This window comes from Micromonospora sp. NPDC050980, from assembly GCF_040653835.1.
Taxonomy (GTDB): domain Bacteria; phylum Actinomycetota; class Actinomycetes; order Mycobacteriales; family Micromonosporaceae; genus Micromonospora.
Genome location: NZ_JBFAGS010000004.1, coordinates 113085 through 131515, shown reverse-complemented (window position 1 = coordinate 131515; position 18431 = coordinate 113085). Strand labels below are relative to the sequence as shown.

The 18431-nt window shown below is 74.9% G+C and carries 19 protein-coding genes and 1 tRNA gene; 15 read left to right on the top strand and 5 right to left on the bottom strand.

Annotated features, from left to right (window positions below):
• Nucleotides 1–182 precede the first annotated feature (182 nt).
• The 11 genes from AB0H28_RS08940 (at nt 183) to AB0H28_RS08890 (ending at nt 9140) form a co-directional block, all read left to right on the top strand.
• Complete coding sequence (locus tag AB0H28_RS08940) at nt 183–332, top strand: hypothetical protein (protein ID WP_358036184.1); 150 nt, start codon at nt 183–185, stop codon at nt 330–332.
• Nucleotides 333–400: 68 nt separating this feature from the next.
• A complete protein-coding gene (locus AB0H28_RS08935) occupies nt 401–733 on the top strand; it encodes a PadR family transcriptional regulator (protein WP_358036182.1) in 333 nt (110 codons plus the stop codon).
• Nucleotides 730–1725 carry a hypothetical protein gene (locus AB0H28_RS08930; protein ID WP_358036180.1) on the top strand — a complete coding sequence of 332 codons (996 nt, stop codon included), beginning with the start codon at nt 730–732 and terminating at the stop codon, nt 1723–1725. Before AB0H28_RS08935 ends, AB0H28_RS08930 begins: the two co-directional genes overlap by 4 nt.
• A gap of 261 nt (nt 1726–1986) precedes the next feature.
• A complete protein-coding gene (locus AB0H28_RS08925) occupies nt 1987–2718 on the top strand; it encodes a dienelactone hydrolase family protein (RefSeq protein ID WP_358036178.1) in 732 nt (243 codons plus the stop codon).
• Nucleotides 2719–2737: 19 nt separating this feature from the next.
• Nucleotides 2738–3451 carry a uracil-DNA glycosylase gene (locus tag AB0H28_RS08920; protein WP_358036609.1) on the top strand — a complete coding sequence of 238 codons (714 nt, stop codon included), beginning with the start codon at nt 2738–2740 and terminating at the stop codon, nt 3449–3451.
• A 20-nt stretch (nt 3452–3471) separates the two neighbouring features.
• On the top strand, nt 3472–4209 hold the full coding sequence (locus AB0H28_RS08915; RefSeq protein WP_358036176.1) for a DUF4129 domain-containing protein: 738 nt from the start codon (nt 3472–3474) through the stop codon (nt 4207–4209).
• Nucleotides 4206–4787, top strand: a complete 582-nt coding sequence (locus tag AB0H28_RS08910; RefSeq protein ID WP_358036174.1) for a hypothetical protein — start codon at nt 4206–4208, stop codon at nt 4785–4787. Before AB0H28_RS08915 ends, AB0H28_RS08910 begins: the two co-directional genes overlap by 4 nt.
• Nucleotides 4787–5785, top strand: coding sequence for a MoxR family ATPase (locus tag AB0H28_RS08905; protein ID WP_358036172.1), 999 nt, complete (start codon nt 4787–4789; stop codon nt 5783–5785). Before AB0H28_RS08910 ends, AB0H28_RS08905 begins: the two co-directional genes overlap by 1 nt.
• Entirely contained in the window at nt 5785–7149 is a 1365-nt protein-coding gene (locus AB0H28_RS08900) for a DUF58 domain-containing protein (RefSeq protein ID WP_358036170.1), read from the top strand. The genes AB0H28_RS08905 and AB0H28_RS08900 overlap by 1 nt, the downstream gene beginning before the upstream one ends.
• Nucleotides 7146–7706 (top strand): hypothetical protein, encoded by a 561-nt coding sequence (locus AB0H28_RS08895; protein WP_358036168.1) that lies wholly within the window; start codon nt 7146–7148, stop codon nt 7704–7706. The genes AB0H28_RS08900 and AB0H28_RS08895 overlap by 4 nt, the downstream gene beginning before the upstream one ends.
• Nucleotides 7707–7808: 102 nt before the next feature.
• Complete coding sequence (locus AB0H28_RS08890) at nt 7809–9140, top strand: NAD(P)/FAD-dependent oxidoreductase (protein WP_358036166.1); 1332 nt, start codon at nt 7809–7811, stop codon at nt 9138–9140.
• 31 nt (nt 9141–9171) lie between these two features.
• Here the strand turns inward: AB0H28_RS08890 and AB0H28_RS08885 are convergent, their stop codons facing one another.
• Complete coding sequence (locus tag AB0H28_RS08885; RefSeq protein ID WP_358036164.1) at nt 9172–10998, bottom strand: hypothetical protein; 1827 nt, start codon at nt 10996–10998, stop codon at nt 9172–9174.
• A gap of 90 nt (nt 10999–11088) precedes the next feature.
• Here AB0H28_RS08885 and AB0H28_RS08880 point away from each other — a divergent pair.
• The 3 genes from AB0H28_RS08880 to AB0H28_RS08870 all read left to right on the top strand — a co-directional run bounded on the left by AB0H28_RS08880 (nt 11089) and on the right by AB0H28_RS08870 (nt 12513).
• A tRNA-Leu gene (locus tag AB0H28_RS08880) sits at nt 11089–11169 on the top strand.
• A gap of 110 nt (nt 11170–11279) precedes the next feature.
• Complete coding sequence (locus AB0H28_RS08875) at nt 11280–12113, top strand: Bax inhibitor-1/YccA family protein (RefSeq protein WP_358036162.1); 834 nt, start codon at nt 11280–11282, stop codon at nt 12111–12113.
• 79 nt (nt 12114–12192) lie between these two features.
• Nucleotides 12193–12513 carry a hypothetical protein gene (locus AB0H28_RS08870; RefSeq protein ID WP_358036160.1) on the top strand — a complete coding sequence of 107 codons (321 nt, stop codon included), beginning with the start codon at nt 12193–12195 and terminating at the stop codon, nt 12511–12513.
• 589 nt (nt 12514–13102) lie between these two features.
• Here AB0H28_RS08870 and AB0H28_RS08865 read toward each other — a convergent pair.
• The 4 genes from AB0H28_RS08865 to AB0H28_RS08850 form a co-directional block, all read right to left on the bottom strand.
• On the bottom strand, nt 13103–14587 hold the full coding sequence (locus AB0H28_RS08865) for a CYTH and CHAD domain-containing protein (RefSeq protein ID WP_358036158.1): 1485 nt from the start codon (nt 14585–14587) through the stop codon (nt 13103–13105).
• A gap of 40 nt (nt 14588–14627) precedes the next feature.
• On the bottom strand, nt 14628–15890 hold the full coding sequence (locus AB0H28_RS08860; protein ID WP_358036156.1) for an acetyl-CoA C-acetyltransferase: 1263 nt from the start codon (nt 15888–15890) through the stop codon (nt 14628–14630).
• Nucleotides 15891–15947: 57 nt separating this feature from the next.
• Nucleotides 15948–16760 carry an SGNH/GDSL hydrolase family protein gene (locus AB0H28_RS08855; protein ID WP_358036154.1) on the bottom strand — a complete coding sequence of 271 codons (813 nt, stop codon included), beginning with the start codon at nt 16758–16760 and terminating at the stop codon, nt 15948–15950.
• A 76-nt stretch (nt 16761–16836) separates the two neighbouring features.
• On the bottom strand, nt 16837–17883 hold the full coding sequence (locus tag AB0H28_RS08850; RefSeq protein ID WP_358036152.1) for an SGNH/GDSL hydrolase family protein: 1047 nt from the start codon (nt 17881–17883) through the stop codon (nt 16837–16839).
• Nucleotides 17884–18011: 128 nt separating this feature from the next.
• On the opposite strand from AB0H28_RS08850, the gene AB0H28_RS08845 reads away from it, so the two are divergent.
• Nucleotides 18012–18368, top strand: a complete 357-nt coding sequence (locus AB0H28_RS08845; protein ID WP_358036150.1) for a YkvA family protein — start codon at nt 18012–18014, stop codon at nt 18366–18368.
• Nucleotides 18369–18431 lie beyond the last annotated feature (63 nt).

The window sequence follows — 18431 nt, the reverse complement described above, 5'->3', positions numbered from 1 at the left end:
CGGAGACTATTGACGAAGTCAACAGCGCGCGACGCGATCGGGGGATGAGAGCGCCGAAAATCTCTCCCGTACCCGATCGCGGTCGCCGGGCCGTCCGGCCGCACGTGCCGATGCGACCGCGCTGGCTGTGCCGGGTGTGCGCGGGCCCATGGCCGTGCCAGCCGGCCCGACTGTTGTTGCTGATGGACTACCGGTGCGACCGCGTGGCCCTGTCGATCTACATGGCGACCTGCCTGTTCGACGCCACCGCAGACCTGCTGCGACAGAACCCGAACCCGCAGGAACTGTTCGACCGTTTCGTCGGGTGGACCGCCCGCCCGCCGCTCCGGTGATCAAGGAGTTCGACCAAATGGTATGGCGTTGTTGACGGTATTACGCAATGCGTACTAGTGTGTGGAGCGTGGATACTACGCAGCTTCTCAAGGGTGTCCTCGACCTGGCCGTGCTCGCCGTGCTGAAGGACTCCGACGGCTACGGCTACGACATCCTCCGCCGGCTGCGCGAGGCCGGCCTGACCGAGGTCGGCGACGCCTCGGTCTACGGCACCCTGCGCCGGCTCTTCGCCGCCGGCCTGCTCACCACCTACGTAGTGCCCAGCGAGTCCGGGCCGCACCGCAAGTACTACGCGCTGAACGCCTCCGGGCGCGACCAGCTCACCCGCTCCGGCAAGACCTGGCGCTCGTTCGCCACCACCATGGACGCACTGCTCGACGATCGGGGGATGGCGGCATGACCGTCACGGGGCAGGAGATCACGGACTACGTCGACCGGGTGCGGGCCGCGCTCGCCGACCTCCCGCCGGCGCTGCGGGACGAGTTGACCGAGGACCTTCCGGAACACCTCGCCGAGGTGGCCGCCGAGGGCGACGGCGCGCTCGTCGACCGGCTCGGCCCGCCGGAGGCGTACGCGGCGGAGCTGCGGACCGTGGCCGGCGCGGAGCCGGGACGTCGACCGGCCCGCCTGCGCCGGCTGGCCGCCGCGCGGGACCGGGCCGCCACCCAGGTACGCCTGCTCGACCGCCAGCTCGGCCCGCTGTTCGGGCACGCCCGGGTGGCCGACTTCCTCCGCTCGCTGCGCCCGGCCTGGTGGCTGCTGCGCGCCTGGCTGGCGGCGTTGCTCGTCGGGGCCATGACGGACAGTGACCGGTCCGGCCTGCTGCCCCGGTTCGAGGGCAGCGCAGCGGGCGGGCTGGTGCTGCTGGGCGTCGCAGTCGTCGCGTCGCTGTGGCTCGGCCGTCGCTCCGACGGCTTCACCGGCTGGCCGAGACGACTGCACCTGGTGGGCACCGCCGTGCTGGTGGTCTTCTCCATGTCGGTGCTCGTCGACGTGCACCGCAACGCCAGTTCCGACTTGACGACCGCCTACCGGGAGGCGTCGGTGGGCAGCCGGTTGGACCGGGTCGAGGACGTCTTCGTCTACGACCAGCAGGGCCGGCTGATCCGCGACGCCCAACTCTTCGACCAGAACGGCGTGCCGATCCGGCTCGGCTTCCCCAACTGCATTGACACGTCAGGCGCCGTGCCCGCGCCGCGCAACGCCTACCCGTACTGCCCGCAACTGGCCCCGTTCGGTCCACCGGTGCCGGCGGCACCCGCACCCACGGCCACCGGCGCACCCACTGGCGCCGGCGCACCCACGGCGAGCGGCTCGCCCGCGCCCACCGCGACCGGCCCGCCGGCCGCGACCGCCGCGCCGGAGACAACGGCGCCGACGCCGGCGCGCTGAGCCCGGCCACGCCGGTCGGTCCGCCCCGGGCGTCCGCGAGCCCACGCCGGTCGAGCTGAGTCGTCGACGACGTCAGCTCGACCGGCGTCTCCGTGCACTCCGCCACGGACGCGGAAGGCCGCCCGGCCGGTCGGTCCGTAGGAGGTGAATGCCACTGTTCTTCCGTCTTCCCCGGGCCGGTGAGCGCATGGCACGCTACCGGCACGTAACAGCCAACTGTGCGACCAGCCAACGTTGACTGACCGCAAGGAGGACGGGCCCATGGGCGAGATGGTGAGCTTCACCGGCAACGGAGGGACGAGCGAGGGGTATCTCGCGATACCCTCCGGCGGTGTGGCCAGCCCGGCGGTCATCGTCATCCAGGACTGGTGGGGCCTGGTGCCGCACATCCAGGCGGTGGTCGACCGCTTCGCCGAGGCCGGCTTCGTCGCCCTCGCGCCCGACTTCCGGCACGGCGGGCCGGCCGTCAAGCCGACCGAGCCCCGGCAGATGCTGAACAGCGCCCAGATGGACGAGGCGGCCAGCGACATCGCCGCCGCCGCCGAATACCTGGCCGACCGGCCCGAGGTCGCCGGCAAGGTGGGCTGCGCCGGGTTCTGCGCGGGCGCCAGCCTGGCCCTGTGGTCCGGCACGCGCTCCGAGCGGATCGTCGCCACCGCCGGCTTCTATCCGCGCCTGCCCTGGCAGGGCATGCCCACCGGCGCGGCGGGCCACCCCGGCGGCGCCAGCGCGGCGGACCACGCCGACTGGGCCGGCTACGCCGGCAAGGCGGCGCTCATCCACTGCTCCGAGGCGGACGGGCTCTCCGCCGCCGACGGGGTGCAGAGCGTCAGCCGGTCCATCGAGGCCGCCGGCGGCACCTGCCAGACGTTCGACTACCCGGGCACCGCGCACGCGTTCTTCAACGAGGACCGGCCGGAGCACTTCGACCAGCGGGCCGCCGCCACCGCGTGGGCCCGCACCCTGGAACTGTTCCGGGCCAAGCTTGGCTGAGTCGCGTACCCCGGCGGACGTGGTCGCCCGCGCGGCGCGGGCGACCGGCCTGGCCGACCTCGACGGCGCGGTCAGCGACTGTTTCGCCTGCCCGCGCCTGGTCGCGTGGCGGGAGGAGGTGGCCCGGGTCAAGCGGGCCGCGTTCCGCGACCAGCACTACTGGGGGCGCCCGGTGCCGGGCTTCGGCCCGCCGGACGCGCGGATCGCGATCCTCGGCCTGGCGCCGGCCGCGCACGGCGGCAACCGGACCGGCCGGGTCTTCACCGGGGACCGCTCCGGCGACGTGCTGTTCGCCGCGTTGCACCGGGCCGGGCTCGCCAACCAGCCGACGAGCGTCGCCGCCGGCGACGGCCTGACGCTGCGGGACACCCGGGTCTTCGCCGCCGTGCGCTGCGCGCCGCCGGACAACAAACCCACCCCGGCCGAGCGGGACACCTGCGCGCCGTGGGTGCACCGCGAGGTCGAACTGGTCCGTCCCACCCTGCGCGTCGTGGTCGCGCTGGGCGCGTTCGCCTGGGCCGCGTGGTGGCCGGTGCTCCGCCAGGTGTACGGACGACGCCCGCCCACACCGCGACCGGCGTTCGGCCATGGGGCACACTGGTCCGGCGAGTCCGTGCCGGCGTTGCTCGGCTGCTATCACGTCAGCCAGCAGAACACGTTCACCGGCCGACTCACACCGGCGATGTTGGACGACGTGTTCACCCGGGCGAAACACCTGGCCGGGGTGGACTGAGGAACACCTGAGGCGGTGGGATGGTCTACGGCGTGCTGCGCAGATGGTGGCCGGTCGCCGCGGTGGCGACGCTGCTCGCGGTCGCCGCGTTCGCCGCCGGTCACTCCGCCATCGGGGCCAGCCGGATCCCGCCCGCGGCGGACACCGTCCCCTACGTCCCGGACTATCCCTCCGAGGCGCCGCCGTCGATACCCGTCGAACCGCGGGAGGCCGGTGAGTCCACGTCGGGCGGTGTGCCCGACTGGCTGGGCACCGCCGCCGTGGCGCTGCTCTCCGCGGTCGTCCTGGGTGCCGTCGGCTACGTCCTGGTCAACGTGGTGCGCGGCGCGCTGCGCCGGACCACGAGGGCGGTGCCGGTGCGGCGTGCCCGGCGGACCGCCGAGGGCACCGCCCGCGAGGTGGTGGCCGCCCTGGACGCCGGGCTGGAGGAACTCGACGACCGGGCCACCGACCCGCGCACCGCGGTGATCGCCTGCTGGGTCCGGCTGGAGGAGGCAGCCGAGGACGCCGGGGTGCCCCGGCAGACCGGTGACACCCCCACCGAACTGGTCAGCCGGCTGCTGCGCGGCGACCCCGAGGCGGGCATCCCGGCGATCGTCAGCGCCGACGTGCTGGACGGGTTCGCGCACGTCTACCGGGAGGCCCGCTACGCCACCCACCCGGTCGACGAACGCACCCGCGACCAGGCCCGGGCGGCGCTGCGCCGGCTGCGCGGCGAACTGACGACCGTGGCGGCGGGAGAGGCCGGCCCCGCATGAGCACCAGCATCGACGACCTGCTCGGCTCCGGCGAGGAGCCCACCGGCGGGGCCGGACGACCGTCCCCCGGCCGGTCGCGGGGGATGCTGCGGACCGTGCTGGTGACCGCCGCCGTCGTGGCGGTGATCCTGGTCGGCCTGCGCGCCGTCGGCCTGCGGGTGCCGATTTGGATCATCGTGGCGGGCGTGCTCGCCGTGCTCGCCGTACGCCGGGTCACCGCCGCGCTCTCGCCCCCGCCGCCGCCGCGCGCCGGCGCCCGGACCTTCACCGGTGAGGAGCCCGGCACCTGGAACTGGTCCGCCCGGGACGCGCTGCGGACCGCCATCAACGGCTGGGAACGGCCGCTGGACTGGTGCGCCGACGACCGGGAACGGTTCACCGAGCAGGTGCTGCCCCGCCTCGGTGAGCTGGCCGACGAGCGGCTGCGCCAGCGCCACGGCGTGACCCGCGAGTCCGACCCGGCGCGGGCCCGCGCCCTGCTGGGCGAACCGCTGTGGACGTTCCTCGGCACCCCCGCCCGCCGACCCCCGTCGCCGCGCGACCTCGCGGCGATCGTCGCCGAACTGGAGAAACTCTGATGAACGACGTGGACCGGAGCATGCCCCCCGCCGAGGTGGGCCGGCTCGCCCGGGCCGTCCTGGACGCGGTCGGCACCGTCGTGGTCGGCAAGCGCGAGGCGCTGGAGCTGGTGCTGTCCGGCATCCTGGCCGGGGGCCACGTGCTGCTGGAGGACCTGCCCGGCCTGGGCAAGACGCTCACCGCGCGGTCCTTCGCGCAGGCGCTCGGGCTGGACTTCCGCCGGCTCCAATTCACCCCGGACCTGCTGCCCGCCGACGTCACCGGCTCCTTCCTCTACGACCAGCGCAGCGGCGACTTCTCCTTCCGGGCCGGCCCGCTCTTCACCAACCTGCTGCTCGCCGACGAGATCAACCGGACGCCGCCGAAGACCCAGTCGGCGCTGCTGGAGGCGATGCAGGAGAAGCAGGTGTCGGTGGAGGGCGTGACCTACCGGCTGGACGAGCCGTTCCACGTGCTCGCCACCGCCAACCCGATCGAGTACGAGGGCACCTATCCGCTGCCCGAGGCGCAGCTCGACCGGTTCCTGCTGCGCGTCTCGTTCGGCTACCCCGACCACGACGAGGAGTGGGAGGTGCTGCGCCGGCGGATCTCCCGCCGCCGTGAGGAGGCCGAGATCGAGCCGGTGGTGGACGCCGGCACGGTGCGCGCCATGCAGGCCGCGCTGGAGGACGTGGTCGTCGAGGACTCGATCGGCCGCTACATCGTGGCGCTCACCGCGGCCACCCGCGAGCACCCGTCCGTGCTGGTCGGCGCGTCGCCGCGCGGTTCGCTGGCGCTGCTGCTGCTGTCCCGGGTGCGGGCGGTGCTCGCCAACCGTGACTACGTGGTGCCGGAGGACGTGAAGGCGGTGGCGGCGCCCGCGCTGGCGCACCGGGTCACGCTGCGGCCGGAGATGTGGCTGCGCCGGGTGGACCCGTCGTTCGTGGTCGGCGAGGTGCTCGACTCGACGCCGGCGCCGGCCAGTGGCGCGCTGCCCAGCTACGCCGCCGGGCGCTGATGGACGCGGGGACCGAGCCGGCGGGCGGCTGGGCGCCCACCTGGGCGCTCGGCCGGGCCGTGCTGCTCACCGGCGTGCTGATCGTCGCGGCGGTGCTGCTCGGCCGGATCGACCTGGTGGTGCTGGCGACGCCGTTCGCGCTCGGCACCGCGTACGGGTTGCGCCGCCGGCCGACCGGCCAGCCGGAACTGGAGTTGGCCGTCGCCGACACCCACCTGGTCGAGGGCGCGCCGATGGCCGCCACCGTGGCGGTCACCAACCCGGACCAGATCGGGTACGACGTGGCGGTGGTCCGGACCCGGATGTCGCACTGGCTGCGGGTGGAGCAGGTCGGCTTCGGCGGCGCCGGGCTGGACGTGAGCCGCTCCGGCGGCGCGGACCGGCCGTTCGTCACCTCGGTGCCCCGGGGCAGCGCCGTCGACCTGGAACTGACCGGCACCGCGTTGCGCTGGGGCCGGCACCCGTTCGGCCCGGCCGGCGTCCGGGTCGCTGTCGCCGACGGGCTGCTGGTGTCCCGGGCCGTGATCACCGACTCGATCCGGGCCCGGGTCTATCCGCGTACCGAGCCGTTCGACGCGGTGGAGGCGATGCCCCGGGCCGCCGGCCTGGTCGGCGGCCACCGGTCGCGGCGGCCGGGGGAGGGCGGCGAACTGGCCGGGGTGCGCGTCTTCGCGCCCGGCGACCGGCTGCGCCGCATCGACTGGCGGGTGTCGTTGCGGGCCCGTCAACTGCATGTCGCGGCCACCCTCTCCGACCGGGACGCCGAGGTGGTGGTGTTGCTGGACGTGCTGGCCGAGGCGGGCCGCTCCGGCGGCGTACGCGGGCCGGCGTCGGTGCTCGACACCACCGTCCGGGCCGCCGCCGCGATCGCCGAGCACTACCTGCACCGGGGTGACCGGGTGGCGCTGCTGGAGTACGGCCCGGCCGCTCGGCGGCTACGCCCGGCCACCGGTCGCCGGCAGTACGTCACGGTGCTGGAGTGGCTGCTGGACGTGCAGGCCGACTCCTCCCCGCACGAGCCGTACGACCAGGTCTTCGGCCCGCAGGTGCTCTCCTCGGACGCGCTGGTGGTGGTGCTCACCCCGCTGCTGGACGAGCGTTCGGCGCAGATGCTGGCCCGGTTGGCCCGCGGCGGGCGGTTCGTGGTCGCGGTGGACACGCTGCCGGCCGAGCTGCCGGTGCCGAAGGACCGGGGGTGGGCCGAGGTGGCGTACCGGCTGTGGCGGCTGGACCGGGACACGATGATCGGCCAGCTCCGGGAGCACGGGGTGCCGGTGGTGCGCTGGGCCGGCGCGGGCAGCCTGGACGAGGTGCTGCGCGACGTGTCCCGCCTGGCCACGGCGCCCAGGGTGGGGGCCCGATGAACAGTGTGGTGGAGCGGGTTCGGGGGCTGCGCTATCAGGCCGCCCGGGTCAGCGCGCTGCCGCTGCTGGTGCGCGGCGGCATCTTCCTGGTCGTGCTGGCCGGCCTGCTGCTCGCGTACCCGGTGCAGGTGCTGGCCCCGCGTGCGCTGCTGGCCCTGGCGGTGGCCGCGGTGGCGCCGGCGGTCGGGCCGCGCCGGATCTGGCCGACGTTCGCCGCGCTGGCGACGGTCGCCGGCTGGCTGCTGGCCACGCTCGGCTACGACCGGCCGCCGGCGCTGTGGCGGCTGCTCGCGGTGGCCACGCTGCTCTATCTGGCGCACACCCTCTGCGCGCTCGCCGCGCTGCTGCCCTACGACGGGCTGATCGATCCGGACCTGGTGTTGCGGTGGCTGGCCCGCGCGGGCGGGGTGGTGCTGGCCAGCGCCGTGCTGGGCATCGTGCTGGCCTGGCTGGGCGGGGTCGGCGGGACCGACGGCTCGCAGGCGGTGACGGTGGCGGGGCTGCTGGTCGCGGTGGGGCTGAGCGCGCTGTTGGGGTGGCTGCGGCGTCGCAGATGACGGGACGTCAGGTGGCGTTGCGCAGGTCACACCGGTTGTGCTCCGTCACAGAAGGGGGTCTCGCGCGGTATTACCGGAGCCGCCCGGGGAAAGATGGATGACGTGAATCCGAAGCGGATCCTTGTCGTGGGTGCCGGGCACGTTGGCCTGTACGCCGCTCTGCGCCTGTCCAAGAAGCTGAGCTCCCGTGAGGCCGAGGTGGTCGTCGTCGACCCCCAGCCGCACATGACGTACCAGCCGTTCCTCCCGGAGGCTTCGGCCGGCAACATCTCCCCGCGGCACGCTGTGGTGCCGCTGCGGCGGGAGTTGCGCAAGTGCACGGTGGTGGCCGGCACGGTCACCCGGATCGACCACGACCGGAAGACCGCAGTGGTGCAGCCGATCAGCGGCCCGGCCCGGGAGATCCCGTACGACCACGTGGTGGTCGCGCCCGGCTCGGTGTCCCGCACCCTGCCGATCCCCGGCCTGCACGAGAACGGCATCGGGTTCAAGACCATCGGTGAGGCCATCTTCCTGCGCAACCACGTGCTGGACCGGCTCGACGTGGCGGCTGCCACGACCGACCCGGAGGTCCGCCGCCGCGCGCTGACGTTCACCTTCGTCGGCGGTGGCTACGCCGGCATCGAGGCGCTCGCCGAGATGGAGGACATGGCCCGCGACGCGCTGCGCTACTACCCGGAGTTGACGCCGGAGGAGATGCGCTGGGTGCTGGTCGAGGCGACCCAGCGGGTGCTGCCCGAGGTCGATCGGGACATGGGCGCCTACACGGTGCAGGAGCTGATGAAGCGGAACATGGACATCCGCCTGGACACCCGGTTGGAGTCCTGCGTCGACGGGGTGGTCAGACTCTCCGACGGCGACAGCTTCCCCTCCGACACCATCGTCTGGACCGCCGGCGTGAAGCCGTCGCCGATGCTGGACGCCACCGACTTCCCCCGCGACGAGCGGCGCCGGGTCACCTGCCGGCCGACGCTGCAGATCGTGGACGGCGACCGGGTGGTCGAGGGCGCGTGGAGCGCCGGTGACTGCGCCGCGGTGCCGGACCTGACCAAGGAGCCGGGCAACTTCTGCTCGCCGAGCGCGCAGCACGCGGTGCGGCAGGCGGCCCGGATGGCCGACAACATCGTGAACGTGGTCCGCGGGCGGGAGCCGGTCGACTACAAACACAAGCACGCCGGCAGCGTCGCCAGCCTCGGCCTGCACAAGGGGGTGGCGCAGGTCTACGGCATCAAGATGACCGGCTGGCCGGCGTGGTTCATGCACCGGACGTACCACATGTCGCGGATCCCCTCGTTCAACCGCAAGGTCCGGGTGGTGGTCGACTGGTCGCTGGCGTTCTTCCTCAAGCGTGAGGTGGTCGCCCTGGGCCAGTTGCACGACCCGCGTGAGGAGTTCTCCGAGGCGTCCGCCCCGGTCGGCGCGGCGCGCGTCTGAGCCGTCCGACGAGGGGCCCGTCCCGCCCGGGTCAGAAGCGCCAGGTCCACGCGTCGGCGACCCGGGTCCCGGGCCCGAGGAGCGCCTCCAGCGTCCGGCGCAGGGGTTCCGCGTGCGGGGCGTCGTCGGCCAGCGCCACGCAGGACGCGCCCCAGGCGTCGACGTCGAGGGCGGCCTGGTGGCGCTGCCGGTCGCCGATCGTCGGCGCCACCCCCAGCCGGGCCACGTCGGCGAGCAGGGCCGAGGTGGGCCGTTGCCAGGTGCCCATGGTCGCCGTGCCGCCGGGGCCGTACGGGCCGATGAAGAAGCCTTCCGGCATGCCGAACTCGACCCCGGCGGCGGTGGCCCAGCGCATCGGCCCGGGCTGCTGCGGGGTGGCCGTGGGCACCGGCACCAGCACCCCGCCGGGGCGTACGCACTGCCGCCAGTGACCACCGGTGACGAACTCGGGCAGCGGCGGCCGGTCGATGGTGGGCAGCGGCGTCGGGAAGACGGTGAGCAGCGCCACGCCGACCGCGAACGGCACCAGCCGGCGGGCCGGGCCCGGCTCGCGCAGCGCCCGGTGCACGGCGAGCGTGAGCACGGTGCCGACCAGCGGCGGCACCGCCAGGGCGAAGCGGGTCGGCAATGCGCCGTCCACCACCGGCAGCCCGTCCAGCAGCGCGTACGGGCCGGGCACGCCGGTCCGCACCCCGCCGACCACGACCTCGGGGCCGAGCGCGAGCGCGGCCGTCACCAGCGCCCCCGCCACGGCGGCGCGCACCAGCGGTCGCCGTCGCGACCAGAGGGCGCAGCCGGCCGCCACCAGCAGCAGCGGCCAGCCCAGGAACGTGGTGAACTCGGCCGGACCGCTGGTCAGCCGCACCGCGTCCGGGCTGCCGAGGACCGTCAGCGCGGACAGCCGGGTCCAGCCGGTCAGGTCGGCGGAGAAGTAGGCCGCGGGAAATATCCCGTCCGCGACGCCCAGCGGGCCGGCGAACTGGACCCGGAGCGGGTACGCCAGCAGCAGCAGCGCCAGCCCGGCGGCGCAGAGCAGCCCGCCGGCGAATCCGGGCAGCGCCCGACGGGCCAGGTCGCGGTCGGCCAGCCCGTATCCGACGGCCAGCACCGCCAGGGTGAGCGCGGTGAGGAAGAGCACCTCCTCGCCGACGAAGACGCCGAGGGTGACGGTGGCGGCCAGCCCGACCGCCGAGGAGGTCACCCGGCGGCGGTCGGGGCCGTCCGGCCGGCCCGCCGGGTCGGCGGCGCGCAGCAGCCGGACCACCAGCCAGACCAGCGCCGGGGCCAGCCACTGGGCGGTCATGTGCGGGTGGCCGTTGCTCTGCGAGACCATGCCCGGCCCGAAGCCGCACAGGGCCGCGCCGAGGCCGGCGGCGAGCCGGCGGGCGCGCAGCGTCCGGGTGAACAGCAGATACCAGGCGAGCGCGGTGCCGGCCAGGTTGCCGGCGACCAGCAGGGCGAACGTGACCGGCGCCCCGAACACCAGGGTCACCGGGGCGAACAGCACGCCGAGCGCGAGGACCGAGGTGTTGGCCATCAGGTTGACCCCGTCGGGCGCGTTGAGCCGGTCGGTGACCAGGCCGAGGTCGCCGCGCAGCGCCCGTGCGTCGAGCGCCAGGAACCACTCGTAGAGCGTCTGGTCGGCGGGGTTGAGGGCGAGCATCCGGGTGCCCGGGGCCGGCCACAGGCCGTGGGTGAGCCAGCCGGCGAGCGCCACGAACAGCAGCCCGGCCAGCAGGTCGGCGCGGTGCCGGCGGGTGGCGGCCGTCACCCACCGGGTGACCGCCGACGGGCGGGCCACCCGGTCGTTGTCCGGTCCGGATGCGGTGCGGACGGCGCTTGTCACGGCCTCGACCATAACGGCCGCGACCGGCGGGGTACGCCGTGTCGCGGCCGAGCCGCTACGGTGAGATCTGCACCGCCGCGGCTCGACGCGCCGGTGTCACCCGCCCGGGTGGTGGAACGGCAGACACGGCCGCCTTAAAAGCGGCTGCCGAGAGGCGTGCGGGTTCGACCCCCGCCCCGGGCACCCGAACTCTCAGCTTTCCCACAGCTTCGCGCCGCACGCGGTGTGGTCGCCCCGTCTACCCTGGAGGCGCACGTCTACGTGCGAACGACCCCCTGAGGGAGGCCAGCGAAGTGAAGTCCACGAACCCGGTGCTCGCCCGGCTCGGCCAGGCGGCCGAGCGTGAGCGGGCGGCCGGGTACGCCCCGCCCGGGCCGTACGGTCAGCCCGGATACCCCCAGCAGTATGCGCCGCAGCAGCCCTACCCGGGCGGCTACGGACAGCCGGTGGCTCCGCCCGCCGTCACCCCCATGACCATCGACGACGTGGTCGTCAAGACGGTCCTCATGCTCGCCATCCTCGGCGCCTCGGCCGCCGCGGCCTGGGTGCTGGTGCCGGATGCGCTGACCGGCGCGGCCTGGATCGGCGCCGCGGTGGTCGGCCTGGTTCTCGGCCTGATCATCTCGTTCTCGCGGATGGCGAACCCGGCGCTCGTGGTGGCGTACTCGATCGTCGAGGGCGTCTTCGTCGGCATGGTCAGCAAGACGTACGACGCCTACTACGACGGCATCGTGCTCCAGGCGGTGGCGGCCAGCTTCGGCGTCTTCTTCCTGATGGCGATGATCTACAAGGCGCGGATCATCCGGGCCACGCCGAAGTTCGCCCGGATCATGGTGGCGATCATCGCCGGCCTGTTCGGCGTCATGCTGGTCAACCTGGTGCTCGCGCTGTTCGGGGTGAACACCCACCTGCGTGACGGTAGCCCGCTCGCGATCGGCTTCAGCCTGGTCTGCATCGTGGTGGCGTCGCTGAGCTTCGTGCTCAACTTCGCGCAGATCGAGGAGGGGGTCCGGATGGGGCTTCCGCAGCGCTACTCGTGGACCGCCGCGTTCGGCATCGTGGTCGGCCTGGTCTGGCTCTACCTGGAGATCCTGCGACTGCTCAGCTACCTCCAGGGCGACGACTGACGGTCCCGCCCGCCCGCGCCGCCCGCCTGCCGCTCCCGCGGCGGCGGGCGTCGCCGTTTCCCCCGTAGACTCGGCGGCGATGAGCGCAGCGGAGCTGGACCGGGCGGTGACCCTGCTGGTCCGACAGGTCGGGCACTGGCAGCAGCCGCGCTGGTCGGCGCCGGCCGAGGGCGGCAACGTGTCCCGGGCGGACCTGGTGCACAAGCTCGTCCAGGAGGTCGCCAACCTGGCCGCCGATGCGGCCGGCGAGCCCCGCCGGGACGTGCCCCGGCTGCCCAGCGACCTTGCCCTGCCCGACCAGCTCCGGGTGGTCGCCGCCGATCTGGTCCTGGCCGCCCCGCCGGAGCCGGTGCTGGCCGGCGCCGTCGATGCGGTGACCCGTACCCGCGCCGCCCTCTAGGGCGACCGGCGGGTCGGACTGCTGAACGTGGTGCCGTCGTCGGCCATTCGGACGACCGGCCGCCGAAGCGGAGGGCACCGAGCGTCGGAGCTCGCCCGGCCGGTCGCCCGGGCTCCCGGGCAGATCTACCCTGACGGCTGCCTTGAGAGCTGATATCAGCAACGACTCACCCGGCCGCGCGTCGCCGCCGGCCCGCGTCCACGATCGGCCGGCCGGGGTCGGCGTTGCCCGGGCGACTACGCCTACCCCGAACGACGGTGCCCGACCGTCGGGCTCACGAGGTCTGCGCCACGTCGGGCAGCCCGCCCGGCGGATCGGCGGGCGGATCGGCGGGCGCGCTGGGCGGACGGGCCGGCGGGCGGATCGGCGGGCGGATCGGCGGGCGCGCTGGGCGGGCGGACGGGCGGACGGGCCGGCCGGCGGACCGGCGGTCGGGCAGGCATGGCCTGAGTCGTCTCCGACGTCAGCTCGAAAGGCGGGCGGAAGCACACCGTCGAGCACGGCGGCCTTCCGCGCGTGTCCTGGTCAAGACGGCGCGGATGGCAGTCCTCGAGACTGGATTCCCATGAGCCGGGCGGCGGTGCCGGAGTCAGCGCCGCAGCCAGCGGCGTACCTTGCGGCGCCGGGCCCGGTCCCGGGCGCGCAGCACCGCCGGCAGGTCGTGCCCGGCAGCCTCGGCCTGACGAGCGTGCAGCAGGCCGTAGGTGAACGTGTTCTCGCCCTCGGCGTACGCCTGGAGGGCCTGCGTGCGCACCACCTCCCGGGTGACCACCGAGTCCTGGTGGGTGCCGAGCAGGTCCTGGACCGCCTTGAGCCGCTTGACCAGCCGGGCGGCCGGGCGGCCCGCGGACGGTTCGCGGACCTCGATCGCGTAGCGGGCCGCCTTGTACTTCTTGCGCGCCTCGTGCAGCGCGACGTCCCCGGTCGGCCCGCCGGTGGCGAGCGCCGCGTCCAGCCGGTCGTCGGCCCGGCGCACCGCGCGCCGGATCCGGCGGTTCACCCAGCGGCGGTCGACCACGCCGGTCGGCCCGTCGACCAGCCGGTCCAGGCGGATCAGCAGGTCGGGGTAGCGGTCGCCGTCCAGGGCCGCCCGCAGCGCGGTGGTCGCCTCGGCCAGGCCGGCGGTGAACCGCTCGCCGACGCGCGCCGGGACCGGGCCGAGCACCAGCTCGGCCGGCAGGTCGTGCACCGCCGCGTCGAGCCGGGCGGCCATCACCTGGAGGTCGCGTACCCGCCCCAGCTCGCCGCCGAGCCACCGCAGCTCGGTCCGGAGCGCCTCGCTCTCCCGCCGGTCCCACAGGCCGCGGAACGTGCGCAGCGTGGCCCGCAGCCGGCGGACCGCGACACGCATGTCGTGCACCGCGTCCTCGTCCCCCTGGTACGCCGCCGCGTGGTTGCCGACGATCGCGTCGCGCTGCGCCCGGGCGTACCCGATGACCGGCCCGGCCGGGCCGGCTGGCGGGGTGTCGTCGAAGCCGGCCAGACGCCCGGCGACGGCGCGCTGCGACTTGCTGACCGGCACCTCCCGGGCGCCGGCGTCGGCAAGCCGGGCGGCCACCGCGTCGAGCAGAGCCTCGTCGCCGTCGACCAGCTCGACTTCGATCTCGTGCCAAGTCCGCGCCACACCGTCGACCAGATCCTCGGACCGGACGTCGTCCTCGGCGACCTCGGCCAGCACCCGGCCGTCCGCGTCCAGCAGCCGCCGCTCCCGGCGGCTGTTGACGATCCGGGCGGCGGGCGTCACCGGCCGGCCCCGGGACGCGGCCCGGATCAACGCGGCCAGCTCGGGCGGCGGGCCGGCGTCCGTGGCCCCGGGCGGCAACTGGTGCTCGACCCGGGCACCCCCGACGGCGCCCACCTTCAGATGCCAGCCCGCGTCGTGCCCGCCGGTACGCCGCCGCAGCGCGTGCCCGCTGCGCAGCAACCGCAGGTCGTCGGTGTCCCAGTAGACGGCATCCAGATCCGAGGCGGTGGCGTCGGACACCGTCACGACGCCACCGCACCCGGTCAGGTCGGGCAGCCGGAACCCGTCATCGCCGGAGAACTTGCGCTCGCGTTCCACGACGGTCGCCATGTGGGTTCCGGTACCCGGCGCGCGCCGTGGCGAACCGGCCTCAGCTCAGTCGTTCGAGCACCATGGCCATGCCCTGGCCGCCGCCGACGCACATGGTCTCCAGACCGATGGTCTTGTCGTGCCACTGCAGCGCGTTGAGCAGGGTGCCGGTGATCCGGGCGCCGGTCATGCCGAACGGGTGGCCGACCGCGATCGCGCCGCCGGCCACGTTCAGCTTCTCCTCCGGGATGCCGAGCTGCCGGTACGACGGGATCACCTGGGCGGCGAACGCCTCGTTGATCTCGACCAGGTCGACGTCGTCGACGGTCATGCCAGCGCGCTTGAGCGCCTGCTTCGACGCCTCGACCGGACCGAGGCCCATGATCTCCGGGGAGAGCGCGGTGACGCCGGTGGAGACGATCCGGGCCAGCGGGGTGAGCCCCAGCTCACCCGCCCGCTCCGCGCTCATGATCACCACGGCGGCGGCGCCGTCGTTCAGCGGGCAGCAGTTGCCGGCGGTGATCCGGCCGTCCGGACGGAACACCGGCTTCAGGCCGGACACCGCCTCCAGGGTGACCCCGGGACGCGGACCGTCGTCGACGCCGACCACGGTGCCGTCCGGCGTGGTGACCGGGGTGATCTCGCGGGCCCAGAAGCCGTCCGCGATCGCCTTCTCGGCCAGGTTCTGGCTGCGTACGCCGAACGCGTCCATGTCCTCGCGGGTGATGTCGTAGACCTGGGCCAGGTTTTCCGCGGTCTGACCCATGGCGAGGTAGATGTCCGGGAGCCGGCCGGACTCCCGCGGGTCGGTCCACACCTCGGCGCCGCCCTGCGCGCGGGCCTTCGACCGCTCCCGCGCCTCGGCGAAGCGCGGGTTCTCCCAGCCGCCGCCGACCAGCGCCTGCGCCTCCGGTGGCAGGGTGTCCGAGTTGCCCCGCGCATACCGGGAGACCATCTCCACGCCGGCGGAGACGAACACGTCACCCTCGCCGGCCCGGATCGCGTGCATCGCCATCCGGGTGGTCTGCAACGAGGAGGCGCAGTAACGGGTCAGCGTGGCGCCGGGCAGCCCGTCCAGCCCCAGCAGGGTGGCGACCACCCGGGCCATGTTGAAGCCCTGCTCGCCGCCGGGCAGGCCGCACCCGAGGTAGAGGTCGTCGATGGTGGTCGGATCGAGCGCCGGAACCTTGTCGAGGGCGGCCTGGACGATGGTGGCGGCGAGGTCGTCCGGGCGGACCTCGCGCAGGGAACCCTTGAACGCGCGGCCGATGGGGGACCGGGCGGTGGCGACGATGACGGCGTCGCGGGGCGACTCAATCGGCATGAACCAACGTTAACCCGTGGGTAACTTTCCGTGGAAGCCACGCGCCGGCGGGAAATGTCACCCCGCGGGCGGTCGGCGGTGGTGCCGGAACGCCACCGCGGCGGCGGCCTCCACCGCCGGAAGCAGGGCGTGTGCCCAGACCCGGTAGCCGTCGGCGGACGGGTGGAAGCCGTCGCGGCAGAGCGTGCCGGCGTCGGCCCGGAACACCGGCCCGGTCTCGGCGCCCAGGTCGACCACGGTGCCCCCGGCGTCGAGCACAGCCACCGTCTGCGCCCGCGCCATCCGCCGCCCGGACCAGCCGAGCACCTGGCGCAGCGGGGCGGCGACCGCGCGCACCGCGCCGAGGTCGGGGCAGGTGCCCACGACGACCTCGACGTGGGCCTCCCGCAGCCGGCGGACCGCCGAGCCGAGGTAGGCCGCCGCGTCGGCCGGGCGGCTCAGCGCGGTGGCGTCGTTCGCCCCGATCAGCACCACCGCCACGTCGGGCCGCTCGCCGAGCAGCGCCCGGGCCACCTGGGTGGCGAGGTCGGTGGCCCGCGACCCGGAGACGCCCACGCTGGACAGGTGCACCCGCCGGCCGGTCGGCCCGTCGGCGAGCAGGTGGGCGAGCTGGCCGCCGATGGTCTCCTCGAAGCGGTCCACCCCCACGCCGAGCGCCGACGAGTCGCCGAGCAGCACCAGCCGCAGCGGCGGCGCGTCGGCCCGGCCGACCGTGGCCCGCAGCACCAGCCCCAGCTCGGGCTGCGCGTATTCCCGGCTGCGGGCGGCGATGGCCTGGCCGGCCAGGACCGCCGCGCCACCCACGGTGCCGGCCAGCAGCGACAGGGCCGCGGCCCGGCCCCACCGGGCCGCCTCATCCGATCCGCTCATGCCGGCACTCCGCTTCGCTCCGTGCCGCCATCCGGCAGCACCGCCCCGAGCCTGCCGATTCGCTCGCTGTGCTCGCTCATGCCGTTCCCTCCAGCGTCGCCGGGTCGGCGGCGGTGCCGGTCGGAGGCACCGCGCCGACGCCGAAGAGGGCCCGCCGGCGAAGCTGGGCCCACCGCCCGCCGGGCCCGCGGTCGCGCCCCCGCAGTTGAGCGCCACTGACCTCCGTACCGGCGTGCCGGGCCGCCGCGTGGGCGGCCTCCGGAAGCGACCGTACGCCTTCCAGCCCGGCCAGCGAAGGCCTGCGTTCGGGTGCCGCCCCCAGCGCGGAGAGCACGGTGGGCAGCAACGCCGCCGCGGCCATGGCGTAACCCTCCGCAGAGGGGTGAAACCGGTCCCAGGCGAACATCCGGCCGGGCTCGGCGGCGAACCGCGGCCCCAGCAGGTCACCCAGGGAGACCGTCCGGCCGCCCGCCTCCACCACGGCCACCGTCTGGGCGGCGGCCAACTGGCGGCTCCAACGCCGGGCCAGCCACCGCAGCGGCGGCTGGATCGGCCGGATCGTGCCCAGGTCGGGGCAGGTGCCGACGACCACCTCGCAGCCGGCGGCGCGCAGTGTGCGGACCGCGTCGACCAGATAGCGCACGGCCAACGCCGGCGGGGTGCGGTTGGTGACGTCGTTGCCGCCCACCAGCACCACGGCGACGTCCGGCTCGACCTCCAACGCTGACTCGACCTGTGGCCGCAGGCCGGCCGACAGGGCGCCCACCACGGCGAACCGGTGCAGCCGCACCGGCCGGTGCAAGCGGCGGGACAACCCGGTGGCCAGCAGCGAGCCGGGCGTCTCGCGGCGTCGGTGCACGCCGTAACCGGCGGCGGAGGAATCACCCAGGACGACCATGGTGACCGGCGGCCCGGGGAGGCGGGCGCCGTAGACGCCGTCGCAGCGCGGCGGCGGCGCCTCGGCCATCGGAATGGTGCGGCGGGCCTGCCGGGCCTGGCCGAGCAGCACCCCGCCGGTGGCGGCCGTGGCCGCCACCGTGGCGCCCGTGCCGATCGCCGCGAGGCGGGCGATCCGCCAGGCGCGCTGCCAGCGGACCGGCGCGACGGAACCAGCGTCCCCCATGAACCGACAGTATCGCGCCGGTACGACCCCCGCCCGTCGTGATCGGGTGGCTGGGCGGTGGCCGTTCTGGGTACCTCATGGGGGCTTGCCCCTGGGGCGCACCCTGGTCGGCGGAGAAGGGCGGAATCATGGGGAAGACGTTGAAGCGCAGCGCCGCGTTCGCCGCGCTGGCCCGGGCACTCGCGGCCGGGGCGCGCAGCGGGCCGTCGCTCGGCACCCGGTTGGCGGCGCTGCCCCGGATGATCCGGGCCACCGGCCGCGGGGAGTACGACGGCGGGCTGCGGCTGGCGCTGATGGCCGGCGCCGCGGCGTACGTGGTGTCCCCGATCGACCTGCTGCCGGAGATCCCGCTGGCGATCTTCGGGCTGGCCGACGACGCGGTAATGGTCACCTGGCTGGCCGGCAGCGTGCTCGCCGAAACCGAACGGTTCCTTCAGTGGGAGGCGAGTCGCAGCTCCGTCATCCCGGGGCAGGTTGCGCCCTGACGACACGTACGCTGGGCGGCGACACCGGCTGACCGGCCGCCGCAGACGCCGGCGGCGCGACGA